A 16,427-nucleotide genomic window follows, 5' to 3' on the forward strand; every position below is an offset into this window, starting at 1 on the left:
AAAATCGCAAAACCGAGTAGCATTACTTTGGTGAGGTGACATGGATGAATCCAATGGTTGAATTTTGTATAAGTAATTTAGCAAATGGCTCTCAAGCAACTTATGAAGTACTCGAACGCGATCCAAACATCGACGTTTTGGAATATGGCTGCCTCAGTTATTGTACAAAGTGCTCAGAATCCTTTTATGCAATAGTAAACGGTGAATTAGTAGAAGCTGATTCTCCTGATGAATTAACGAAAGCCATTTATCAATTTATTGAAGAAAATCCATTATGGTAGTTTTCTAAAATGCCTATATGAATAAATTTGAACAAATAAAAAGGATGTTATGCTAAAAATCAGCATAAACATCCTTTTATTACTTTAATACGTCCACTACATATGTAGGTTGGCATTCTTTTTCGAGGACAATCTTTGTAGGTGTAACACCAGTATTCACATGAATAGTGTCACAGCCAAAACGAGTGCCACACATAATGTCCGTATCATAATTATCTCCGATCATTACCATGTCTTCTTTCGCAATCCCATGTTCGGTAGCGATCACTTCCAGCATGGCTGGTGATGGCTTACCAATATAGATTGGTTCAACATCTGCAACCTCTCCTACCAAGCGAGCAAAAGAACCATTGCCCGGTAAGAAACCATATTCTGTTGGGAATTTAATATCCTGATTCGTGGCAATAAAGGTCGCTCCTTGCTGGACAAAAACCGTTGCCCTGGCAAGTGCCATATAATCAAGCGTACGATCAATCCCCATGACAAATACATCCGGCTCCTCCTCAACAGGTACAATATTTTCATTGAGTAATGCCTGACGAATACCATCTGTACCCATCATCGCTACTTTTTTGCCTGTGAAATGTAGAGCCACATACTTTGCGGTTACCAATGCACTTGAATAAATATGATCTAATGGGGCGTTCACACCAATAGAAAGTAAAGCTTCTTGCAGTTGTTCTCGCGTCTTCGATGAATTATTCGTTACATAGAATGGCTCAATTCCTGCTTGCTGTAAACGATGAATAAAAGCAACCGCAGAAGGAATACCTTCCTTCCCACGGTAGACAGTGCCATCTAAATCAAAGCAATAGGCCTTATATTGTTTCATTGATGATCCTCTGGCAAAAATGCAGAAACAGGTCCTAATTCATTTGTTAAATAATGATGAACTGCTGGCGAGAACTGCTTTAAAGGTGTTAAATTGGCTGTTAGAACATGAATAACCTCTTGGATATCTACTTCTATAAACTCACGCACAAGCATTTTACGCAAGCCAACAACTGCTTTGTATGGTGCTTCCATTTCAGCAGCTACAACTTTCTCATCGACTAAAATATCAATAATATCCTCGTAGCTTCCAGGATCACGCATAATGAATCCGTCAATCATTAAATTTCCTACATCCATCATTGACTCCATAATGTTGTGTCCAATTCGCTCGATCGCTAATTTCTTTATATCATTCTGAAGCCAATTATCTTCTGTCTCCAAAATAGTTAATAGCTCATCTAAGTACTGTAAATTTTTTGTGATTTTATTACGATCTACAAAATACACAAGGAAAGCCCCCATTCAAAATCTTTAAAAGTTGATAGTCTTTTCTCTTCTATAGTACCATAACTATAGGATTGGAAGGAGATTAAAAGATGGAACGTTTTTTTTTATATGATGATGTAGAAGATACAAAAACACGATTTGTTAGTTTTGCTGGACAAAAGTTGCGTTATGATTTAGCTATATTACAATCTGGCCGCTTCTTTGGTAAAGTGCTTGTCATGGATATCCAGTTTGGCCGATTTGCTATTATTGGTCCTGATGATGTAGAAGAGCCTGGTTACTTAGAACATGTGTACAATCGCACAGAAGAAGAAACAATCGAATTACGAGATTATTTACGTGAATTATTGAACTAACACCCATTTTATTGGGTGTTTTTTATATGGCATAAAAAAATTCCGCTAGCCATAGGCAATTGCGAAATCTTTTTATGAATTGTTATTTATTTAAAGTGGATGGATTATCTTTATTATGAGGCTTGTCTTTATTTTCATTATCATTTTGCTTTTTCGCTTGTTGATTTTGACCAATCACAGCTAAATCATCTACACTAATATCAAAACCATATCCATATTCCTCTCGATCTAATGGCTTTTTATTGCGCTTTTCTTTTGCCAACATCATCACCTCCACTCATAAATTATCCCTTTTTAAATAATTTATACTTCCTTTTTTGCAGTACTTTTAAGCTGTTGCATCTTTAATAATCCACTGGGCAGCGCTTATTAAATCTGGAAAGACAGCATCTGCTAAAGGGTCTTGTTGCCCTAAGAATACGCCCTTTGTTCCTGCCTGTTTTCCTGCAATAATATCCGTATCCGTATCGCCTACCATATAGGATTTTGCTAAATCAATGTTATATTTCTTTCCTAAATCCACAATTAATTTGCTATTGGGCTTTCGGCATGCACAGCCCGACTTAGGCTTATGGGGACAATAAACAACTTCATGGATGGTTGCCCCTTTTTTCTTTAGCTCCTTCACCATATGCTCATGAATTTTCTGTAAGCCCGTTTCCTTCATGAAACCTAAACCGACACCACCTTGATTTGTCACGACAAACACATAATCGAAATGCTTATTTAGCTTCCTGATTGCCTCAGGCACTTGTGGTAAAAAATACAAATCCTTAGGCTTATTCACAAACTTCACACGATTCGTTAGTACTTCATTGATGACACCATCACGATCTAAAAATACGGCTCTTTTCATTTGCAACACACCTTCAATAAGCTGTTTTGTGCTTTAGTTTTCCCCAATTACGCAAAAGCTAACAATGACGAAGAAAAAACCTGATGCCTATCACATCAGGTTTTTTCGTATAATAATTTATTCTGCTAAAGGTTCATGGTCTGTTGGCTTTGTTACTTCACTCATATCCACTACTTCCGGCTGTTTCATGACTTTTCCTATTTTACGTAACACAAAATAAGCACAGCCAAAATTACAATATTCGTATAGATAATCTTGAAGCGTACTTATTTTCGTATCAAAAGTGGATTTTTGATTTTTATCATCAAAAAAGCCCTTTAAACGTAATTGATTATAGCCCCAATCACCTACAATATAATCGTATCTAGCTAAGATATCTGAGTACCTTTCCTGAAAAACTTCCTCCTGAAAGGCCTCTCGATAATCTTCTAATAGTTCATATTCTAATCCTTCAACTATGATCAAAGTGACACCACCCTTTTCGTTCAGCCTTGACGTTTACACTTCTGCTTGTAATTGACGTTCTTTCGTTGCAGCATTTACTTGTTCATCTGCATGATAACTACTACGTACAAGTGGGCCAGCCTCACAATGTTTGAAGCCTTTCTCCATCGCAATCTTACGCAGTTTACCAAATTCTATTGGTGAATAGTATTTTTTAACTGGTAAATGCTTTTTCGTTGGCTGCAAATATTGACCAATCGTCATAATATCTACATTATTCGCACGTAAATCGTCCATTACTTCTAATATTTCTTCATGTGTTTCGCCTAATCCAATCATTAATGATGATTTCGTTGGAATTTCAGGCTGCATCTCTTTAGCTAAACGCAGGAACTCTAGAGAGCGGTCGTATTTTGCACGAGCACGCACTCTTGGTGTTAAACGGCGTACCGTTTCAATATTATGATTTAAAATATCTGGTTTTGCATCCATTAACATTTGAAGGTTCTCCTTCATTCCACCTAAATCTGATGGCAATACTTCAACAGATGTGAAAGGACTTTTACGTCGAATAGCACGTACTGTTTCTGCTAAAACTTGGGCACCGCCATCCTTTAAATCGTCTCGCGCTACCATTGTAATAACAACGTGCTTTAAATTCATAATGGCTACTGAATCAGCAACGCGCTCAGGTTCTGCCAAATCTAGTTCATTTGGTAAACCTGTTTTCACTGCACAGAAACGACAAGCACGTGTACAAACGGAACCAAGAATCATCATGGTAGCAGTACGTCTCTCTCCCCAGCATTCATGGATATTTGGACAACGAGCTTCTTCACATACTGTATGCAGATTTTTCTCACGCATCAGCTTTTTAAGCCCTTTATATTCATCATTCGTGTTTAGTTTTATTTTTAGCCAGTCTGGCTTTCTTACATGTTCTTCTTTACTTGTAGGTTTACAAGATGTCATACGAATATCGCCCCTATCAAAAATATGCATTTTTTAATATTAACTATCTTCACTGTTGTCAATGTAACATATTCAAGGCACTCCAACAACTATCACAACAAACATTTCTACTTATAAGGGACAGGTATTTCTATGGAAGGCTGAGGCGCATCACTACTATTGGTATAAATGTTTGGAACAGGTCCCCTTGTTAGGCCCATCGCGACAGGGATATCCTGCGCAACGGTTGAAGATTTACTAGCAAATGGGACAATAATCTGGACATTTACCTCTAAATGAATCCCTACCTCCACATAAGCACTGTTGATCCCAAATTCTTGAATGGAGGATGTCACATTACTATGAACATTACCAATCACATGGAAGCGAATCGGGATCTTTGGCCCTAAATTTCCAAGTAAAGGAATATTGGCTGCTTGACCAAGCGGTACAAAAAAGACAATGCCATCTCCATCTTGAATTCTGTTAATATCATATTCAACATTATCTAATTCAGGTAAATGGGCTAGTTCTCCTTGTTCAGCTTGCTCCAAATACATTTTAACAAGCTCTAATGTCTCTGCTCGAACACGATTAATGATTTCTGTATTAAACTTAGTCGTCATCATTTCAGACGTACCTGGAGGAATATCTTCAATGATATCATTTACATCTAATACATTTGAGGTGCGCGAATTAATCGCCTTACTCACAACGTAAGATGCAATTTTCGTGGTTTGTACTTCAGCATATTGCAAATAGGTTGGCATGAGCCGTTCATTTAAATAATAAATAAATAATATAAGGCAAACAACCACACTAACAATTAAAATCGTTAATTTATTAAGACGCATTCCCCTTCTACCATATGAGCGTAATTTCATTCTTTTTCGAGGGAAAAACAAAAAAATCTCCTCCTGTTCCATAACGTATGAACAGGAGGAGCAATTTATTCTACTTTAGCGGGAACCACGTAATCGGTCTCAACATTTTCAATTGTCACACCAGGATAATCCACTAAATTCATTTCATATGTAGCTGCGAGCAATTGATCTTGTTCTTCAAAAATACGAATCCACGGTAATGCCGCATCCAATGTGTTTTGTCTAGATACAATACCACGGCGTCCATCAGATAATTTTAAAATAACACCGTTTGGATAATGGACGACAGCTCTTTTTAAAGCTTTTACAATCCTTGCATCATAAAGAGTACCAGAGCCAGCTTCAACAATAGCAAGCCCTTGTGAAGGTAGCATCTTCTCACGGTAAACACGATTTGTTGTAACAGCGTCAAAAACATCTGCAACCCCAATAATCTTGGCAAATGGATGAATTTCAAAGTCAACAAGTCCTCTTGGGTAGCCGCTTCCATCAATACGCTCATGATGTTGGAAAGCACAGTGCGCCACAAGCAGAGAGATTGAATGTAAATTCCGCAATAAATCAAAGCCATAACGAGCATGCATTTTCATCGTTTCAAACTCATCATTCGTTAGACGTCCTGGCTTTGTTAAAATATCTTTTGGTACCATGAGTTTACCAACATCATGCAATAATGCACCGATCCCGATTAAGCGAAGATCCTCAGCAGAATATCCAAGCTCTTTGGCAATTGCAATAGAATACAAAGTCACTTGGAAGGAGTGTTGATATAAATATTCATCAAATAAATAAGCATCTGTTAAAATCGTTAAAATTTCATTATTTCCAGTAACTGCGGAAAGTAGTTCATCTACAATTGAGACAATTGTCTTTGATTGCTGATCTAATATATAAGAAGCATTTACTGGATTTAAACCATCAATGGATTGGAATGAATCTTTTATCGTTTTGATTACTTTATTTCGCGTAGCAGGTGGTACAGTCTCTTCTACTTCTATACCTTCAGAAATCTCATCGTCAATATATAAATAATGTGTATTTAACTGTTGAAGTCTTTGAATAATACGGTCATTAATGACAACATCTTTCTTTAAAAGCGGATGACCTGCCTCATTCCAAATGGTTCTTCCTAATACCATTCCTTCTTTTAATACATCGATTGAAATTAATCGCATGACTTCTTCCCCATTCCATTCTTTAAACTCTCTCTATTGTTTAAAGAATCTTTGACCATAATCTATCATAATGTTTCGTAAAAATTCAGGTAAAATATATTGTTTTTTTGCATATTTAAAACTTGGATAAAAATAACCAAATGTAAACAGATCCAATGTGACCAGTTTATAAATGTGATCTGGATCTGCTAGCTTACCATTAATCAATAATTGGCGATTTTCATTCATGGAAAATCCATATGTCAATATTTTCCCAAAAATGACGCCTCTAAACCCTAGTCCTTTTAATTCGATATAGGGCCACTCTTCATTTTTAGATTGCATATATATTTCTTTCATTTCAGCAACAGATAATTCAATTGTACATAAATTAATTGGATGAGGAAAAATTCGGTGCAAATCTAGGGCAGTCACTGTTCCCTTAGGAAGCCCATCTAAAAATATCCCTGCATTGAATAATGCACAGTCAGCACCGCTTTTTTCCAAAATTGCATGTGCAAATAAATCAGATAGCTGTGAATAATGGAACCATTCCTTGTTGTAGGCTTTCTTTGTTGTAAAAACTGGAGTATCCAATATTCTGTTTCCTTCATCCTCCAAAAACTGCACCATTTCCTGTTCATTTTTAACAATTGGCAAATCCTTATTATGAATTAAAGTATCCTTTTTTTCAACAATTTTCCTCAATTTTTTATCATATTCTATGACAAGATGTCCAGTATATTGTCCAAACTTTCCTCCACCCGTCAGTAAAACACCATTAATGATTTTGCCATCTGGCAGGACATGATGTGTATGAGAGCCGAATATAACATCAATTTCTGGACATTCTTCCGCTAAGAGCTCATCCTCGGTAATACCTAAATGGGATAAGCATACTACAATGTCTACTTCTTCACGTAGTTGATGAGCTAGACGGAGCAATGTACTGCGAGCCTCGTCCATGTGCCAGTTTAATTCTTCATAATACACTTCAAACATGGCAGTGGCAGCAATGACACCCAACTTCGTACCTGTTGCTGTTGTTATTATTACAAAAGGTTTCATCCATGCTGGTTTCTTCCCGTCAGAGGCATATACATTTGCCACAACGACATCAAAATCTGCATGATCATACAAGTGAAAGAGCTCTTCATGGGACAATGTAATGCCTTCATTGTTACCGATTGTCACAACATCGTAACCCGCCTCGTTGAGCAATTGCACATTGCCTTTTCCAACTGTTGCTTCTGTATAAATATTGGAACGATCTAAATGATCTCCAACATCAAACAAAAAGCTTGTTTCTCCTATATTTTCCAGATTATTTCTTATCTCTTTCACATAGCTTTGCATTCGTGGCCAATACTTAAAATGACTATGCAAATCATTTGTGTGAAAAATATGGATTTTTTCAAGCATTAAAGCCACCTCACTTCAAATATTAAGCTAATATGCCTTCTATAATAGAACGAATTCCTAATAATAATAGAATAATCCGTAATGCCAGTACAAGTGTATCGGATTTAATTCTTTTATTTAACGCTGCACCGAGTTTTGCTCCAATATAAGCTCCCGGAATAACAGGAATAGTATAGAGCCATGGGACATGACCGAAATAAACATGACTTGCAGAATTAACGATGGACGTTAAAAACACCATAAACATGGACGTTGCCACTGCGACATGTGGTGGAAATAAAAACAAAATAATCATTGCTGGCACAATCATGGAGCCGCCACCAATACCAAACAGCCCAGAAGCAAAGCCAATACCAAATGTTATTGTAATGGCAAACCAAATGGGATAGCCATATACATAGGTTTTCCCCTCAGAGTCAGTAAATTCTTGTTGCATACCATTTTTTACAAACCATTTTACAGGCTTCAGTTTGTCACGGACAAGCAAAATAATCGATAAAATAATAAGCAATATACCAAAGTATAAATTGAAGGATGGTAAATCTAATCCTTTATTGACCCAAGCGCCAAGGATTGTCCCTGGAATACTTCCAATAAAGAATATAAAACCACTTTTATAATCCACCGTTTTAGCTTTCATATAGCTTAGCGTGGAGGCAAGTCCCGTGAAAATCATCATCACAACTGATAAACCAACTACTTTTTGTGGTGTAATATCTGGTATCATTCCTAGATTTAAGCCGATGTATAATGTGGCTGGTACTAAAACAATTCCACCACCTAGTCCAACTAATGAGCCAATTAGACCAGCAAACAATGCAATGATGACTAATAAAATAAACTCCATTATAGTTCCCCTTCAAACATGTTTAATTGTTTAGGTGCCAACCCAACATCGTTAATATTCAACATAACTTGTAACTCCTTTGCATTTTTCGCTGCATGGTTACCTGAATTATTATTAAATAATACGAAGAGTTCATTGACCTCTGGTTCAAGCTTTTTCATCCTATGTCCAAGCTGCTGTAATTCTTCTCTATTATAATCATATAAGAAGCGAACTTTACGCCAATTTTCTGCATTTCCTGTGTTCCGCCAGCCATGTATATTGCGACCATGGATACGGATCAACGCTTTATTAGCAGTCACTACAGGATAGAAAGGAACAGATCCTACACCAGCCTGTGGTTCGTCACAAATCGTATGGATAAATTGATGTTCTCGTAAAAAATCCATCGTCTGCTGGACAACATTTTCTGCATACCATGTTTGATTTCGAAACTCAATCGCCACTTCAAAATCCTTGAGCTGTTGCCGGATATACAATAAATATTTCACATTTTTCCCTTGGCAATCAAACCATGGTGGAAATTGTGCTAATATCATGGCTAGCTTTCCATAACGTTTAAATTCATTGGCACATTCAATAAAAGCATTGAACATATCATTTTTTGATTCAAAAGGAATCTCTCCACGTAAATGCCCCGTCATGCCTTGGTAAGCCTTGACAACAAAACGGAAATTTTCAGGTGTATCCTCACACCATTTTCGAACATGCTCTTTGGCTGGTATGGCATAAAAAGAAGTATCGACTTCGACCGTTAAAAAATGACCTGTATAATCAAATAATTTATCCTTTGAGGTAGTCACTCCACTATAAAGTGAAGGGTGATCGCCCCAACCAGTTAATCCAACTACAATCATGTGACATCCTCCTCTATGTACATAATCATAGCACACAGTATGTCACTACAAATAAACATCATGTAAAAAATATAGCTTCTTTTGTCTAATCGAATAGCAGGATTGTCTCCATGCAAAAGAAAAAGCATGAGTCCATATACCATTGAACTCATGCTACTTAAACGGGCTACCAGTTATTTCACAAGATTTTGCTGAATAGCCTCTAAAAACTTAATACGGCTGTATGCAGGGCCGCCTTCCATTAATGGATCTAGTACATTGACAAATACTTGGTCATTTTTAAATGCATTAATATTTTGGATGATTGGATTCTTTTTAAAGTCTTCTAAAGCATTTGGCGCATCTGCATTTTCATCTGTTGAAAACTGCACAAATAAATAATCAGGATTCATATCTGCTAGCTGTTCCACAGAAATGGCCTCTTGCGATTTAGCTTTAGCAACTTCATCAGGTACTGATAAACCAAGCTCTCCATAAAGAACAGCATTTAAAAATACTTCTTTTGGATAAACATATGCTTGTCCTCCACGAATACGAATAGCCGCCACTTTTTGATCTTGTAGTTTCTCAGTTAACGTGGCTTTAGCAGCTTCAATATCAGCCTTATATGTAGACAATATCTTCTCTGCGTCTGCTTGCTTACCAGTTAGTTCAGCTAATAAATTCAAATTATATTCCCAGTTCGTCGAAATATGTGATACTAAAATGGTAGGAGCAATTTTTTCTAATTTACTTTGTACCTCTTCTGGGAATTTAGATGAACCTAAAATGACATCAGGATCTAATTCTAATATTTTTTCAAAGTTTGGTTTGATTTTTTCACCAATTGATTCTGCTTTGTCTGTTACAGAAGCATATAGCTCAGGGAACTTGCCACCAACAGCAATAGCTCCTACTGGATGAACATCCAGCACAACCATATCCTCCATCGCTTCCATAGCACCTGTTACAACAATTCTTTCAACCTTTCCTGGCACTTCATAGCTTTCACCAAGATATTCAATCGTTCTCGTGCCATTTTCATTTGTAGTTTCTTCTTTTGTTTGTGTCGCTTCTTCTTTTGGTGCATCAGTGGACGATTCCTCTTCTACTGCCTTCTTCTCTCCACATGCGGCAAGAATGAGCATAAATAATGCTATAAAACTAATAAATAGAAACTTCTTTTTCATTTACATATTCTCCTTTGAATGATTATTGTTATGACAATTAGCTATGTCATCTTGCATATTGAAGTACTGGACATCTTAATAGTTTTATCAGCCCCTTCAATTGATATTGATTCTCATTATCATTTTAGTATGTATTCTTTCAAAAATCCAGTACTATTTCGATATATTATAAATATCCATTTTCATTCGCAACGTAAAAACACAAAAAAGCCCCTAGTCACAAGTTTTGTTGTGACTAGGGGTTGCTAGTAAATTAACCGATAGAACCTTCCATCTCGAACTTAATCAGACGGTTCATTTCTACTGCGTATTCCATTGGTAGTTCTTTTGTAAATGGCTCGATGAAGCCCATTACGATCATTTCTGTCGCCTCTTCTTCAGAAATTCCGCGAGACATTAAATAGAATAATTGTTCTTCAGATACTTTTGAAACTTTTGCTTCGTGCTCTAAAGATACATTATCATTTAAGATTTCGTTGTAAGGAATTGTATCAGAAGTCGATTGGTTATCCATGATCAGCGTATCACATTCAATGTTTGCACGTGCACCACTTGCTTTAGGACCGAAACGAACTTGTCCCATATACGTTACCTTACCACCTTGTTTAGCAATCGATTTAGAAACGATTGTTGAAGATGTGTTTGGTGCCATATGGATCATTTTTGCGCCAGCATGTTGGTGTTGTCCTTTACCTGCTAATGCAATCGATAATGTCATACCACGAGCACCTTCACCTTTTAGGATACATGCTGGGTATTTCATTGTTAATTTAGAACCGATGTTACCATCAATCCATTCCATTGTACCGTTTTCTTCTACAACTGTACGTTTCGTTACAAGATTGTAAACATTGTTCGCCCAGTTTTGAATCGTTGTATAACGGCAATATGCATCTTTACGTACAATGATTTCTACAACCGCTGAGTGTAAAGAGTTTGTTGTATAAACAGGAGCTGTACAACCTTCAACATAGTGTACGTGAGCGCCTTCATCTACAATAATAAGTGTACGTTCGAATTGACCCATATTTTCAGAGTTAATACGGAAGTAAGCTTGTAATGGTGTTTCTACTTTAACGCCTGGCGGTACATAAATAAATGATCCACCTGACCATACAGCCGAGTTTAATGCAGCAAATTTATTGTCCGTGTAAGGAATCACTTTGCCCCAATATTGTTTGAAAATATCTTCGTTTTCACGTAAAGCAGAGTCAGTATCTTTGAACACAATACCAAGATCTTCAAGGTCTTTTTTCATGTTGTGATAAACTACCTCAGACTCATACTGTGCGGATACACCTGCAAGATATTTTTGTTCTGCTTCTGGGATACCTAATTTATCAAAAGTTGCTTTGATTTCATCTGGTACTTCATCCCATGACTTTTGTGTAGCTTCTGATGGTTTTACATAGTACGTAATTTCATCAAAATCTAAATCACCAAGATCGCCACCCCATTGTGGCATCGGTTTTGTATAAAATGTTTCAAGAGCTTTTAAGCGGTACTCCAGCATCCACTCTGGCTCTTTTTTCATATTTGAAATTTCACGGACGATTTCTTCTGTTAAACCACGTTTTGAACGGAAAATTGATACGTCCTTGTCATGGAAACCGTATTTGTAATCGCCGATATCAGGCATTTTTTTAGCCATCTTTTCTCCTCCGTTCGTTGAGATGTATTTTTCGAGGTATTCATCCCTTGCCTTGAGTGAAAACTTAGTAGCTTTCACTCATGCAACAAGGAAGCAAGATTTATTTCACACCTTTTTCCATTGCTTTCCAAGCCAATGTCGCACACTTAATTCGTGCCGGGAATTGTGAAACACCTTGCAGTGCTTCAACATCCTCAAGGTCATATTTATCGCTGTACTCCTCACCCATCATCATTTTAGAAAAAATATCAGAAAGCTCAATAGCTTCCTCTACTTTTTTTCCTTTGATGAGCTGTGTCATCATGGATGCAGAGGACATAGAAATAGAACAGCCTTCACCGTCAAATTTCGCATCCTCTACAACACCGTCAGTCACTTTTAATGTTAAATGAATACGATCGCCACATGTAGGATTGTTCATATCAATCGTTACAGCATCCTCTTCTAAAGAGCCTTTATTACGAGGATTTTTGTAGTGATCCATAATGACTGAACGATATAGTTGATCTAAATTATTAAAAGACATCGCCAAAATACTCCTTCGCAGAACGTAACCCTGCAACTAAACGGTCAATATCCTCCTCTGTATTGTACAGATAGAAGCTTGCACGCGCTGTCGCTACTTGCTGAAGACATTTCATTAGTGGCTGTGCGCAATGATGTCCTGCACGAACAGCAATACCGTTCATATCAAGCACCGTTGCCACATCATGTGGATGTACATCATCTAAATTAAATGTCACTAATCCACAACGCTTCATCGGGTCACGTGGGCCGAAAATTTTCAAACCGTCAATTGTCTCAAGCTGATCCATTGCGTAGCCTGCAAGCTTATGCTCATGCTCTGCAATGTTATCTAACCCAATATCAGTTAAGAAATCAATAGCGGCTCCTAAACCTATTGCACCTGCAATAATAGGCGTTCCACCTTCAAATTTCCACGGTAATTCCTTCCACGTTGACTCATGAAGCCCAACGAAATCAATCATTTCGCCACCAAACTCAATTGGCTCCATCTTTTCAAGGTGTTCCTTTTTACCATATAGTACACCTATTCCAGTTGGTCCGCACATTTTATGCCCTGAGAAACCTAAGAAATCTACATCCAAATCTTGCACATCAATTTTCATATGTGGCGCGGCTTGTGCACCATCGGCTACCATGACAGCACCATTAGCATGTGCAATTTGAGCAATTTCTTTAATTGGATTTATTGTTCCAAGTACGTTTGATGCCATTGACACCGAAACAATTTTTGTTTTAGGTGTGACAGTCGCACGTACTTTCTCTAAGCTAAGAGTGCCGTCTGCTTCAAGCTCAATGTATTTTAAAGTTGCATTTTTTTCTTTGGCTAATTGTTGCCAGGGAATAATATTGGAGTGATGCTCCATATGAGTAATGACAATTTCATCACCCTCGACAACATTTGCACGTCCATAACTTGACGCAACTGTATTTAAAGCCGTTGTTGTACCACGCGTAAAAATAATTTCCTGTGTTGATTGTGCATTAATAAACTTACGAACCTTTTCACGAGCACCTTCATATTTATCTGTTGCACGGTTTCCTAGTGTATGCACCCCACGGTGAACATTGGAATTATCAAATTCATAATAAGCTTTAATGGCTTCAATCACTTGAACAGGTTTCTGTGACGTCGCTGCACTATCAAGATATACAAGTCTATGACCATTTACATCCTGATTTAAAATTGGGAAATAGCTTTTAATGTCTTTATTCATCATTAGCGAACTTTCCTTTCAATAACCTCCGTCAGTTGCTTTTGAACGCCTTCGATTGGTAATTGCGTAACAACTGGCGCAAGGAATCCATGGATAACAAGGCGCTCTGCTTCTGCTTTCGAGATACCACGGCTCATTAAATAGTAAAGCTGTAGAGGATCTACTCGACCAACAGATGCTGCGTGTCCTGCTGTTACATCATCTTCATCAATTAATAAAATTGGGTTTGCATCCCCACGAGCTTTTTCTGACAGCATTAATACACGTGATTCTTGTTGTGCATCTGCTTTTGTTGCACCGTGCTCGATGTAGCCAATACCGTTGAAGATTGACTGAGCTGCATCTTTCATTACACCATGCTTTAAGATATGCCCGTTAGAGTTTTTACCCCAGTGACGAACCTCAGTAGTGAAGTTAAGTTTTTGTTCTCCACGACCAACTACGACTGTTTTTGTATCTGCATGAGAACCGTCACCAATTAGATGCGTAATGTTTTCTGAGATTGTGTCTGAATCATTCATTAGACCAAGAGCCCAGTCAACTTTCGCGTCACGTGCTAAACGTGCACGACGATTTACATAAGTCGTAAAGCCTTTTGCAAGGACATCTACTGCACCATATGTCACCTGTGCATTATCTTGAACAACAACTTCCGCAATAATATTCGCTTGTCCTTTTGCCTGTTCAATTGTTGAAACATATGTTTCCACATATGTTACAGCTGAATTGGCTTCTGCTACTACTAAAACGTGGTTATATAATGAAGCTTCCGCATTGTCATTTAGGAAAACAACTTGAAGTGGTTGCTCAATAATTACGTTTTTTGGTACGTATACAAACACCCCACCATTAACAAGTGCTGTATGAAGTGCTGTTAACTTATGCTCATCTACTTTAACAGCTTCTGTCATAAAGTATTTTTGAACAAGTTCGCCATGTTCACGAACAGCTGTAAAAATATCAGTAAAAATAACACCTTTATCAGCCAATTCTTGTGATGTCTTAATGTACGCTGGTGTATTATTACGTTGAATATATAGGTTTTCTTGTGCTTCAAGGTCAATTAAACCTTTTGCTTCTTCAGGTAGAGCATCCAATGAAGAGAATGCCTCACTATGAACTGCCAATGCTGGGAAGTTCACGAAATCCCATTTAGTAATATTCGTTCTATCTGGTTTTGGCAAATCTAAACCAGTTACTTTGTCTAGTGCTGCCGCGCGAAGTTCTGTAAACCAAGTTGGTTCACCATTTGCTTCTGAGAACGAGCGCACGTCCTGTACTGTTACAGGCAAGTTAAGTTCCACTGTCATGCTAGTTCGTCCTCCTTCTTATGCTTCTTGTTCTTCTGTTTCTTCTTCGATTCCTAATTCTTTTTTAATCCAGTCATAACCTTCTGCTTCTAAGCGTTGTGCAAGCTCTGCACCACCTGATTTCACAACACGTCCTTGCATCATTACGTGTACATGGTCTGGTGTAATGTAGTTTAATAGGCGTTGATAGTGTGTAATCATTAAGCAGCCAAAGCCTTCACCGCGCATTGCATTGATGCCTTTTGATACAACTTTCAATGCATCGATATCAAGACCAGAGTCAATTTCATCTAAGATCGCAATTGTTGGTTTGATCATCATTAATTGAAGAATCTCATTACGTTTTTTCTCACCACCAGAGAAACCTTCATTTAAATAACGTTGAGCCATATCTTCATTCATTTCAAGGAATTCCATGTTTTTATCTAATTCACGGATAAATTTCATTAATGAAATTTCATCGCCTTCTTCACGACGCGCATTAATTGCTGAACGTAAGAAATCAGCATTTGTTACACCAGCAATTTCAGAAGGATATTGCATTGCTAGGAATAAACCAGCTTGAGCACGCTCATCCACTTCCATTTCAAGCACATCTTCGCCATCAAGCTCAACAGTTCCTGAAGTTACTTCATACTTAGGATGACCCATAATAGCAGAAGCTAGTGTTGATTTACCAGTTCCGTTTGGTCCCATGATTGCGTGAATTTCGTTTGTATTAATTGTAAGATTTACGCCTTTTAAAATCTCTTTTCCGTCGATAGCAACGTGAAGATCTTTAATAACTAAAGTTGACATGAAAATACCTCCATAGTGTTCAGTGAATGGGTCAACCATTCCTTAATTATCATCATTCTAATCTTAACTGAAAATCGTTCTCTATGCAAACCATTTCAATTACTTTCACATTCCTCAAATAAAATCTTGTAAAATAAAGACTTTGTAAGCATTTTCAGATTATTACTACTTCACCTAAACAATGAGAATAGACTTTCTTCATTTTCAATGAAATATCTATAATTGAGAATCGATTTCATCTAGCTACATAGTGAAAACCTCATGAAAAGTGCTAATTGTAGCGGTTTTGTGACAAATTAGCATAAACAACCATATCTATACTATAACCTATTTCATTAAAATGGAATCAATTAAAGCCCATATTGTAAGAAAGAAATTTTGCTATAAAGAAATGAACCATATCTTGAAAGGAAAGCGTGTATAA

At 37.3% G+C, this 16,427-nt stretch carries 19 protein-coding genes; 2 read left to right on the forward strand and 17 right to left on the reverse strand.

What is annotated here, in order from left to right; genetic code table 11:
* Positions 1-44 precede the first annotated feature (44 nt).
* The gene (locus tag JTI58_RS03545; RefSeq protein WP_004228286.1) at positions 45-281 is read left to right on the forward strand and encodes a YuzB family protein; all 237 of its coding nucleotides are present in this window, start codon (positions 45-47) and stop codon (positions 279-281) included.
* 79 nt (positions 282-360) lie between these two features.
* On the opposite strand, the gene JTI58_RS03550 is transcribed toward JTI58_RS03545, so the two are convergent.
* Both JTI58_RS03550 and JTI58_RS03555 read right to left on the reverse strand, forming a co-directional pair.
* Complete coding sequence (locus JTI58_RS03550; RefSeq protein ID WP_205445254.1) at positions 361-1,113, reverse strand: TIGR01457 family HAD-type hydrolase; 753 nt, start codon at positions 1,111-1,113, stop codon at positions 361-363.
* Positions 1,110-1,562, reverse strand: coding sequence for a DUF86 domain-containing protein (locus tag JTI58_RS03555; RefSeq protein ID WP_205445255.1), 453 nt, complete (start codon positions 1,560-1,562; stop codon positions 1,110-1,112). Before JTI58_RS03555 ends, JTI58_RS03550 begins: the two co-directional genes overlap by 4 nt.
* A gap of 89 nt (positions 1,563-1,651) precedes the next feature.
* Here JTI58_RS03555 and JTI58_RS03560 point away from each other — a divergent pair, with 89 nt between their 5' ends.
* Positions 1,652-1,918: a DUF3055 domain-containing protein gene (locus JTI58_RS03560; RefSeq protein WP_205445257.1), complete on the forward strand. Its 267-nt coding sequence runs from the start codon at positions 1,652-1,654 to the stop codon at positions 1,916-1,918.
* Positions 1,919-2,000: 82 nt separating this feature from the next.
* Here JTI58_RS03560 and JTI58_RS03565 read toward each other — a convergent pair whose 3' ends face one another.
* The 15 genes from JTI58_RS03565 to sufC all read right to left on the reverse strand — a co-directional run bounded on the left by JTI58_RS03565 (position 2,001) and on the right by sufC (position 16,003).
* Positions 2,001-2,183 carry a hypothetical protein gene (locus JTI58_RS03565; RefSeq protein WP_009371989.1) on the reverse strand — a complete coding sequence of 61 codons (183 nt, stop codon included), beginning with the start codon at positions 2,181-2,183 and terminating at the stop codon, positions 2,001-2,003.
* Positions 2,184-2,246: 63 nt separating this feature from the next.
* Positions 2,247-2,774, reverse strand: a complete 528-nt coding sequence (locus JTI58_RS03570) for a D-glycero-alpha-D-manno-heptose-1,7-bisphosphate 7-phosphatase (RefSeq protein ID WP_205445258.1) — start codon at positions 2,772-2,774, stop codon at positions 2,247-2,249.
* A 117-nt stretch (positions 2,775-2,891) separates the two neighbouring features.
* Positions 2,892-3,239 carry a YutD family protein gene (locus JTI58_RS03575; RefSeq protein ID WP_205445260.1) on the reverse strand — a complete coding sequence of 116 codons (348 nt, stop codon included), beginning with the start codon at positions 3,237-3,239 and terminating at the stop codon, positions 2,892-2,894.
* A 33-nt stretch (positions 3,240-3,272) separates the two neighbouring features.
* On the reverse strand, positions 3,273-4,190 hold the full coding sequence (lipA, locus tag JTI58_RS03580) for a lipoyl synthase (protein ID WP_205445262.1): 918 nt from the start codon (positions 4,188-4,190) through the stop codon (positions 3,273-3,275).
* A gap of 107 nt (positions 4,191-4,297) precedes the next feature.
* Positions 4,298-5,095 (reverse strand): sporulation protein YunB, encoded by a 798-nt coding sequence (yunB, locus tag JTI58_RS03585; protein ID WP_205445264.1) that lies wholly within the window; start codon positions 5,093-5,095, stop codon positions 4,298-4,300.
* A gap of 23 nt (positions 5,096-5,118) precedes the next feature.
* A complete protein-coding gene (locus JTI58_RS03590; RefSeq protein WP_205445266.1) occupies positions 5,119-6,228 on the reverse strand; it encodes an HD-GYP domain-containing protein in 1,110 nt (369 codons plus the stop codon).
* Between the two features lie 33 nt (positions 6,229-6,261).
* Positions 6,262-7,629: a bifunctional metallophosphatase/5'-nucleotidase gene (locus JTI58_RS03595; protein WP_205445267.1), complete on the reverse strand. Its 1,368-nt coding sequence runs from the start codon at positions 7,627-7,629 to the stop codon at positions 6,262-6,264.
* Positions 7,630-7,651: 22 nt separating this feature from the next.
* Positions 7,652-8,476 (reverse strand): sulfite exporter TauE/SafE family protein, encoded by an 825-nt coding sequence (locus tag JTI58_RS03600; protein WP_205445269.1) that lies wholly within the window; start codon positions 8,474-8,476, stop codon positions 7,652-7,654.
* On the reverse strand, positions 8,476-9,333 hold the full coding sequence (locus JTI58_RS03605) for a DUF72 domain-containing protein (protein WP_205445271.1): 858 nt from the start codon (positions 9,331-9,333) through the stop codon (positions 8,476-8,478). Before JTI58_RS03605 ends, JTI58_RS03600 begins: the two co-directional genes overlap by 1 nt.
* A 173-nt stretch (positions 9,334-9,506) precedes the next feature.
* Entirely contained in the window at positions 9,507-10,502 is a 996-nt protein-coding gene (locus JTI58_RS03610) for an ABC transporter substrate-binding protein (RefSeq protein ID WP_205445273.1), read from the reverse strand.
* A 253-nt stretch (positions 10,503-10,755) separates the two neighbouring features.
* A complete protein-coding gene (gene sufB / locus JTI58_RS03615; protein WP_205445275.1) occupies positions 10,756-12,153 on the reverse strand; it encodes a Fe-S cluster assembly protein SufB in 1,398 nt (465 codons plus the stop codon).
* Positions 12,154-12,253: 100 nt separating this feature from the next.
* Positions 12,254-12,679, reverse strand: a complete 426-nt coding sequence (sufU, locus tag JTI58_RS03620; protein ID WP_036078619.1) for a Fe-S cluster assembly sulfur transfer protein SufU — start codon at positions 12,677-12,679, stop codon at positions 12,254-12,256.
* Complete coding sequence (locus tag JTI58_RS03625) at positions 12,669-13,898, reverse strand: cysteine desulfurase (protein WP_205445276.1); 1,230 nt, start codon at positions 13,896-13,898, stop codon at positions 12,669-12,671. The genes sufU and JTI58_RS03625 overlap by 11 nt, the downstream gene beginning before the upstream one ends.
* A complete protein-coding gene (gene sufD / locus JTI58_RS03630) occupies positions 13,898-15,205 on the reverse strand; it encodes a Fe-S cluster assembly protein SufD (RefSeq protein WP_205445278.1) in 1,308 nt (435 codons plus the stop codon). The genes JTI58_RS03625 and sufD overlap by 1 nt, the downstream gene beginning before the upstream one ends.
* An 18-nt stretch (positions 15,206-15,223) precedes the next feature.
* Positions 15,224-16,003, reverse strand: a complete 780-nt coding sequence (gene sufC, locus JTI58_RS03635; protein ID WP_004228249.1) for a Fe-S cluster assembly ATPase SufC — start codon at positions 16,001-16,003, stop codon at positions 15,224-15,226.
* Positions 16,004-16,427: the final 424 nt, after the last annotated feature.

This window comes from Lysinibacillus fusiformis, assembly GCF_016925635.1.
Taxonomy (GTDB): Bacteria; Bacillota; Bacilli; order Bacillales_A; family Planococcaceae; genus Lysinibacillus; species Lysinibacillus fusiformis_F.

Bases quoted from the DNA above. Each gene is read 5' to 3' on its own strand.
- JTI58_RS03545 (WP_004228286.1), top strand. From the start codon at position 45: ATGAATCCAATGGTTGAATTTTGTATAAGTAATTTAGCAAATGGCTCT.
- JTI58_RS03550 (WP_205445254.1), bottom strand. From the start codon at position 1,113: ATGAAACAATATAAGGCCTATTGCTTTGATTTAGATGGCACTGTCTAC.
- JTI58_RS03560 (WP_205445257.1), top strand. From the start codon at position 1,652: ATGGAACGTTTTTTTTTATATGATGATGTAGAAGATACAAAAACACGA.
- JTI58_RS03565 (WP_009371989.1), bottom strand. From the start codon at position 2,183: ATGTTGGCAAAAGAAAAGCGCAATAAAAAGCCATTAGATCGAGAGGAA.
- JTI58_RS03570 (WP_205445258.1), bottom strand. From the start codon at position 2,774: ATGAAAAGAGCCGTATTTTTAGATCGTGATGGTGTCATCAATGAAGTA.
- lipA (WP_205445262.1), bottom strand. From the start codon at position 4,190: ATGACATCTTGTAAACCTACAAGTAAAGAAGAACATGTAAGAAAGCCA.
- yunB (WP_205445264.1), bottom strand. From the start codon at position 5,095: ATGGAACAGGAGGAGATTTTTTTGTTTTTCCCTCGAAAAAGAATGAAA.
- JTI58_RS03590 (WP_205445266.1), bottom strand. From the start codon at position 6,228: ATGCGATTAATTTCAATCGATGTATTAAAAGAAGGAATGGTATTAGGA.
- JTI58_RS03595 (WP_205445267.1), bottom strand. From the start codon at position 7,629: ATGCTTGAAAAAATCCATATTTTTCACACAAATGATTTGCATAGTCAT.
- JTI58_RS03600 (WP_205445269.1), bottom strand. From the start codon at position 8,476: ATGGAGTTTATTTTATTAGTCATCATTGCATTGTTTGCTGGTCTAATT.
- JTI58_RS03605 (WP_205445271.1), bottom strand. From the start codon at position 9,333: ATGATTGTAGTTGGATTAACTGGTTGGGGCGATCACCCTTCACTTTAT.
- JTI58_RS03610 (WP_205445273.1), bottom strand. From the start codon at position 10,502: ATGAAAAAGAAGTTTCTATTTATTAGTTTTATAGCATTATTTATGCTC.
- sufB (WP_205445275.1), bottom strand. From the start codon at position 12,153: ATGGCTAAAAAAATGCCTGATATCGGCGATTACAAATACGGTTTCCAT.
- sufU (WP_036078619.1), bottom strand. From the start codon at position 12,679: ATGTCTTTTAATAATTTAGATCAACTATATCGTTCAGTCATTATGGAT.
- JTI58_RS03625 (WP_205445276.1), bottom strand. From the start codon at position 13,898: ATGATGAATAAAGACATTAAAAGCTATTTCCCAATTTTAAATCAGGAT.
- sufD (WP_205445278.1), bottom strand. From the start codon at position 15,205: ATGACAGTGGAACTTAACTTGCCTGTAACAGTACAGGACGTGCGCTCG.
- sufC (WP_004228249.1), bottom strand. From the start codon at position 16,003: ATGTCAACTTTAGTTATTAAAGATCTTCACGTTGCTATCGACGGAAAA.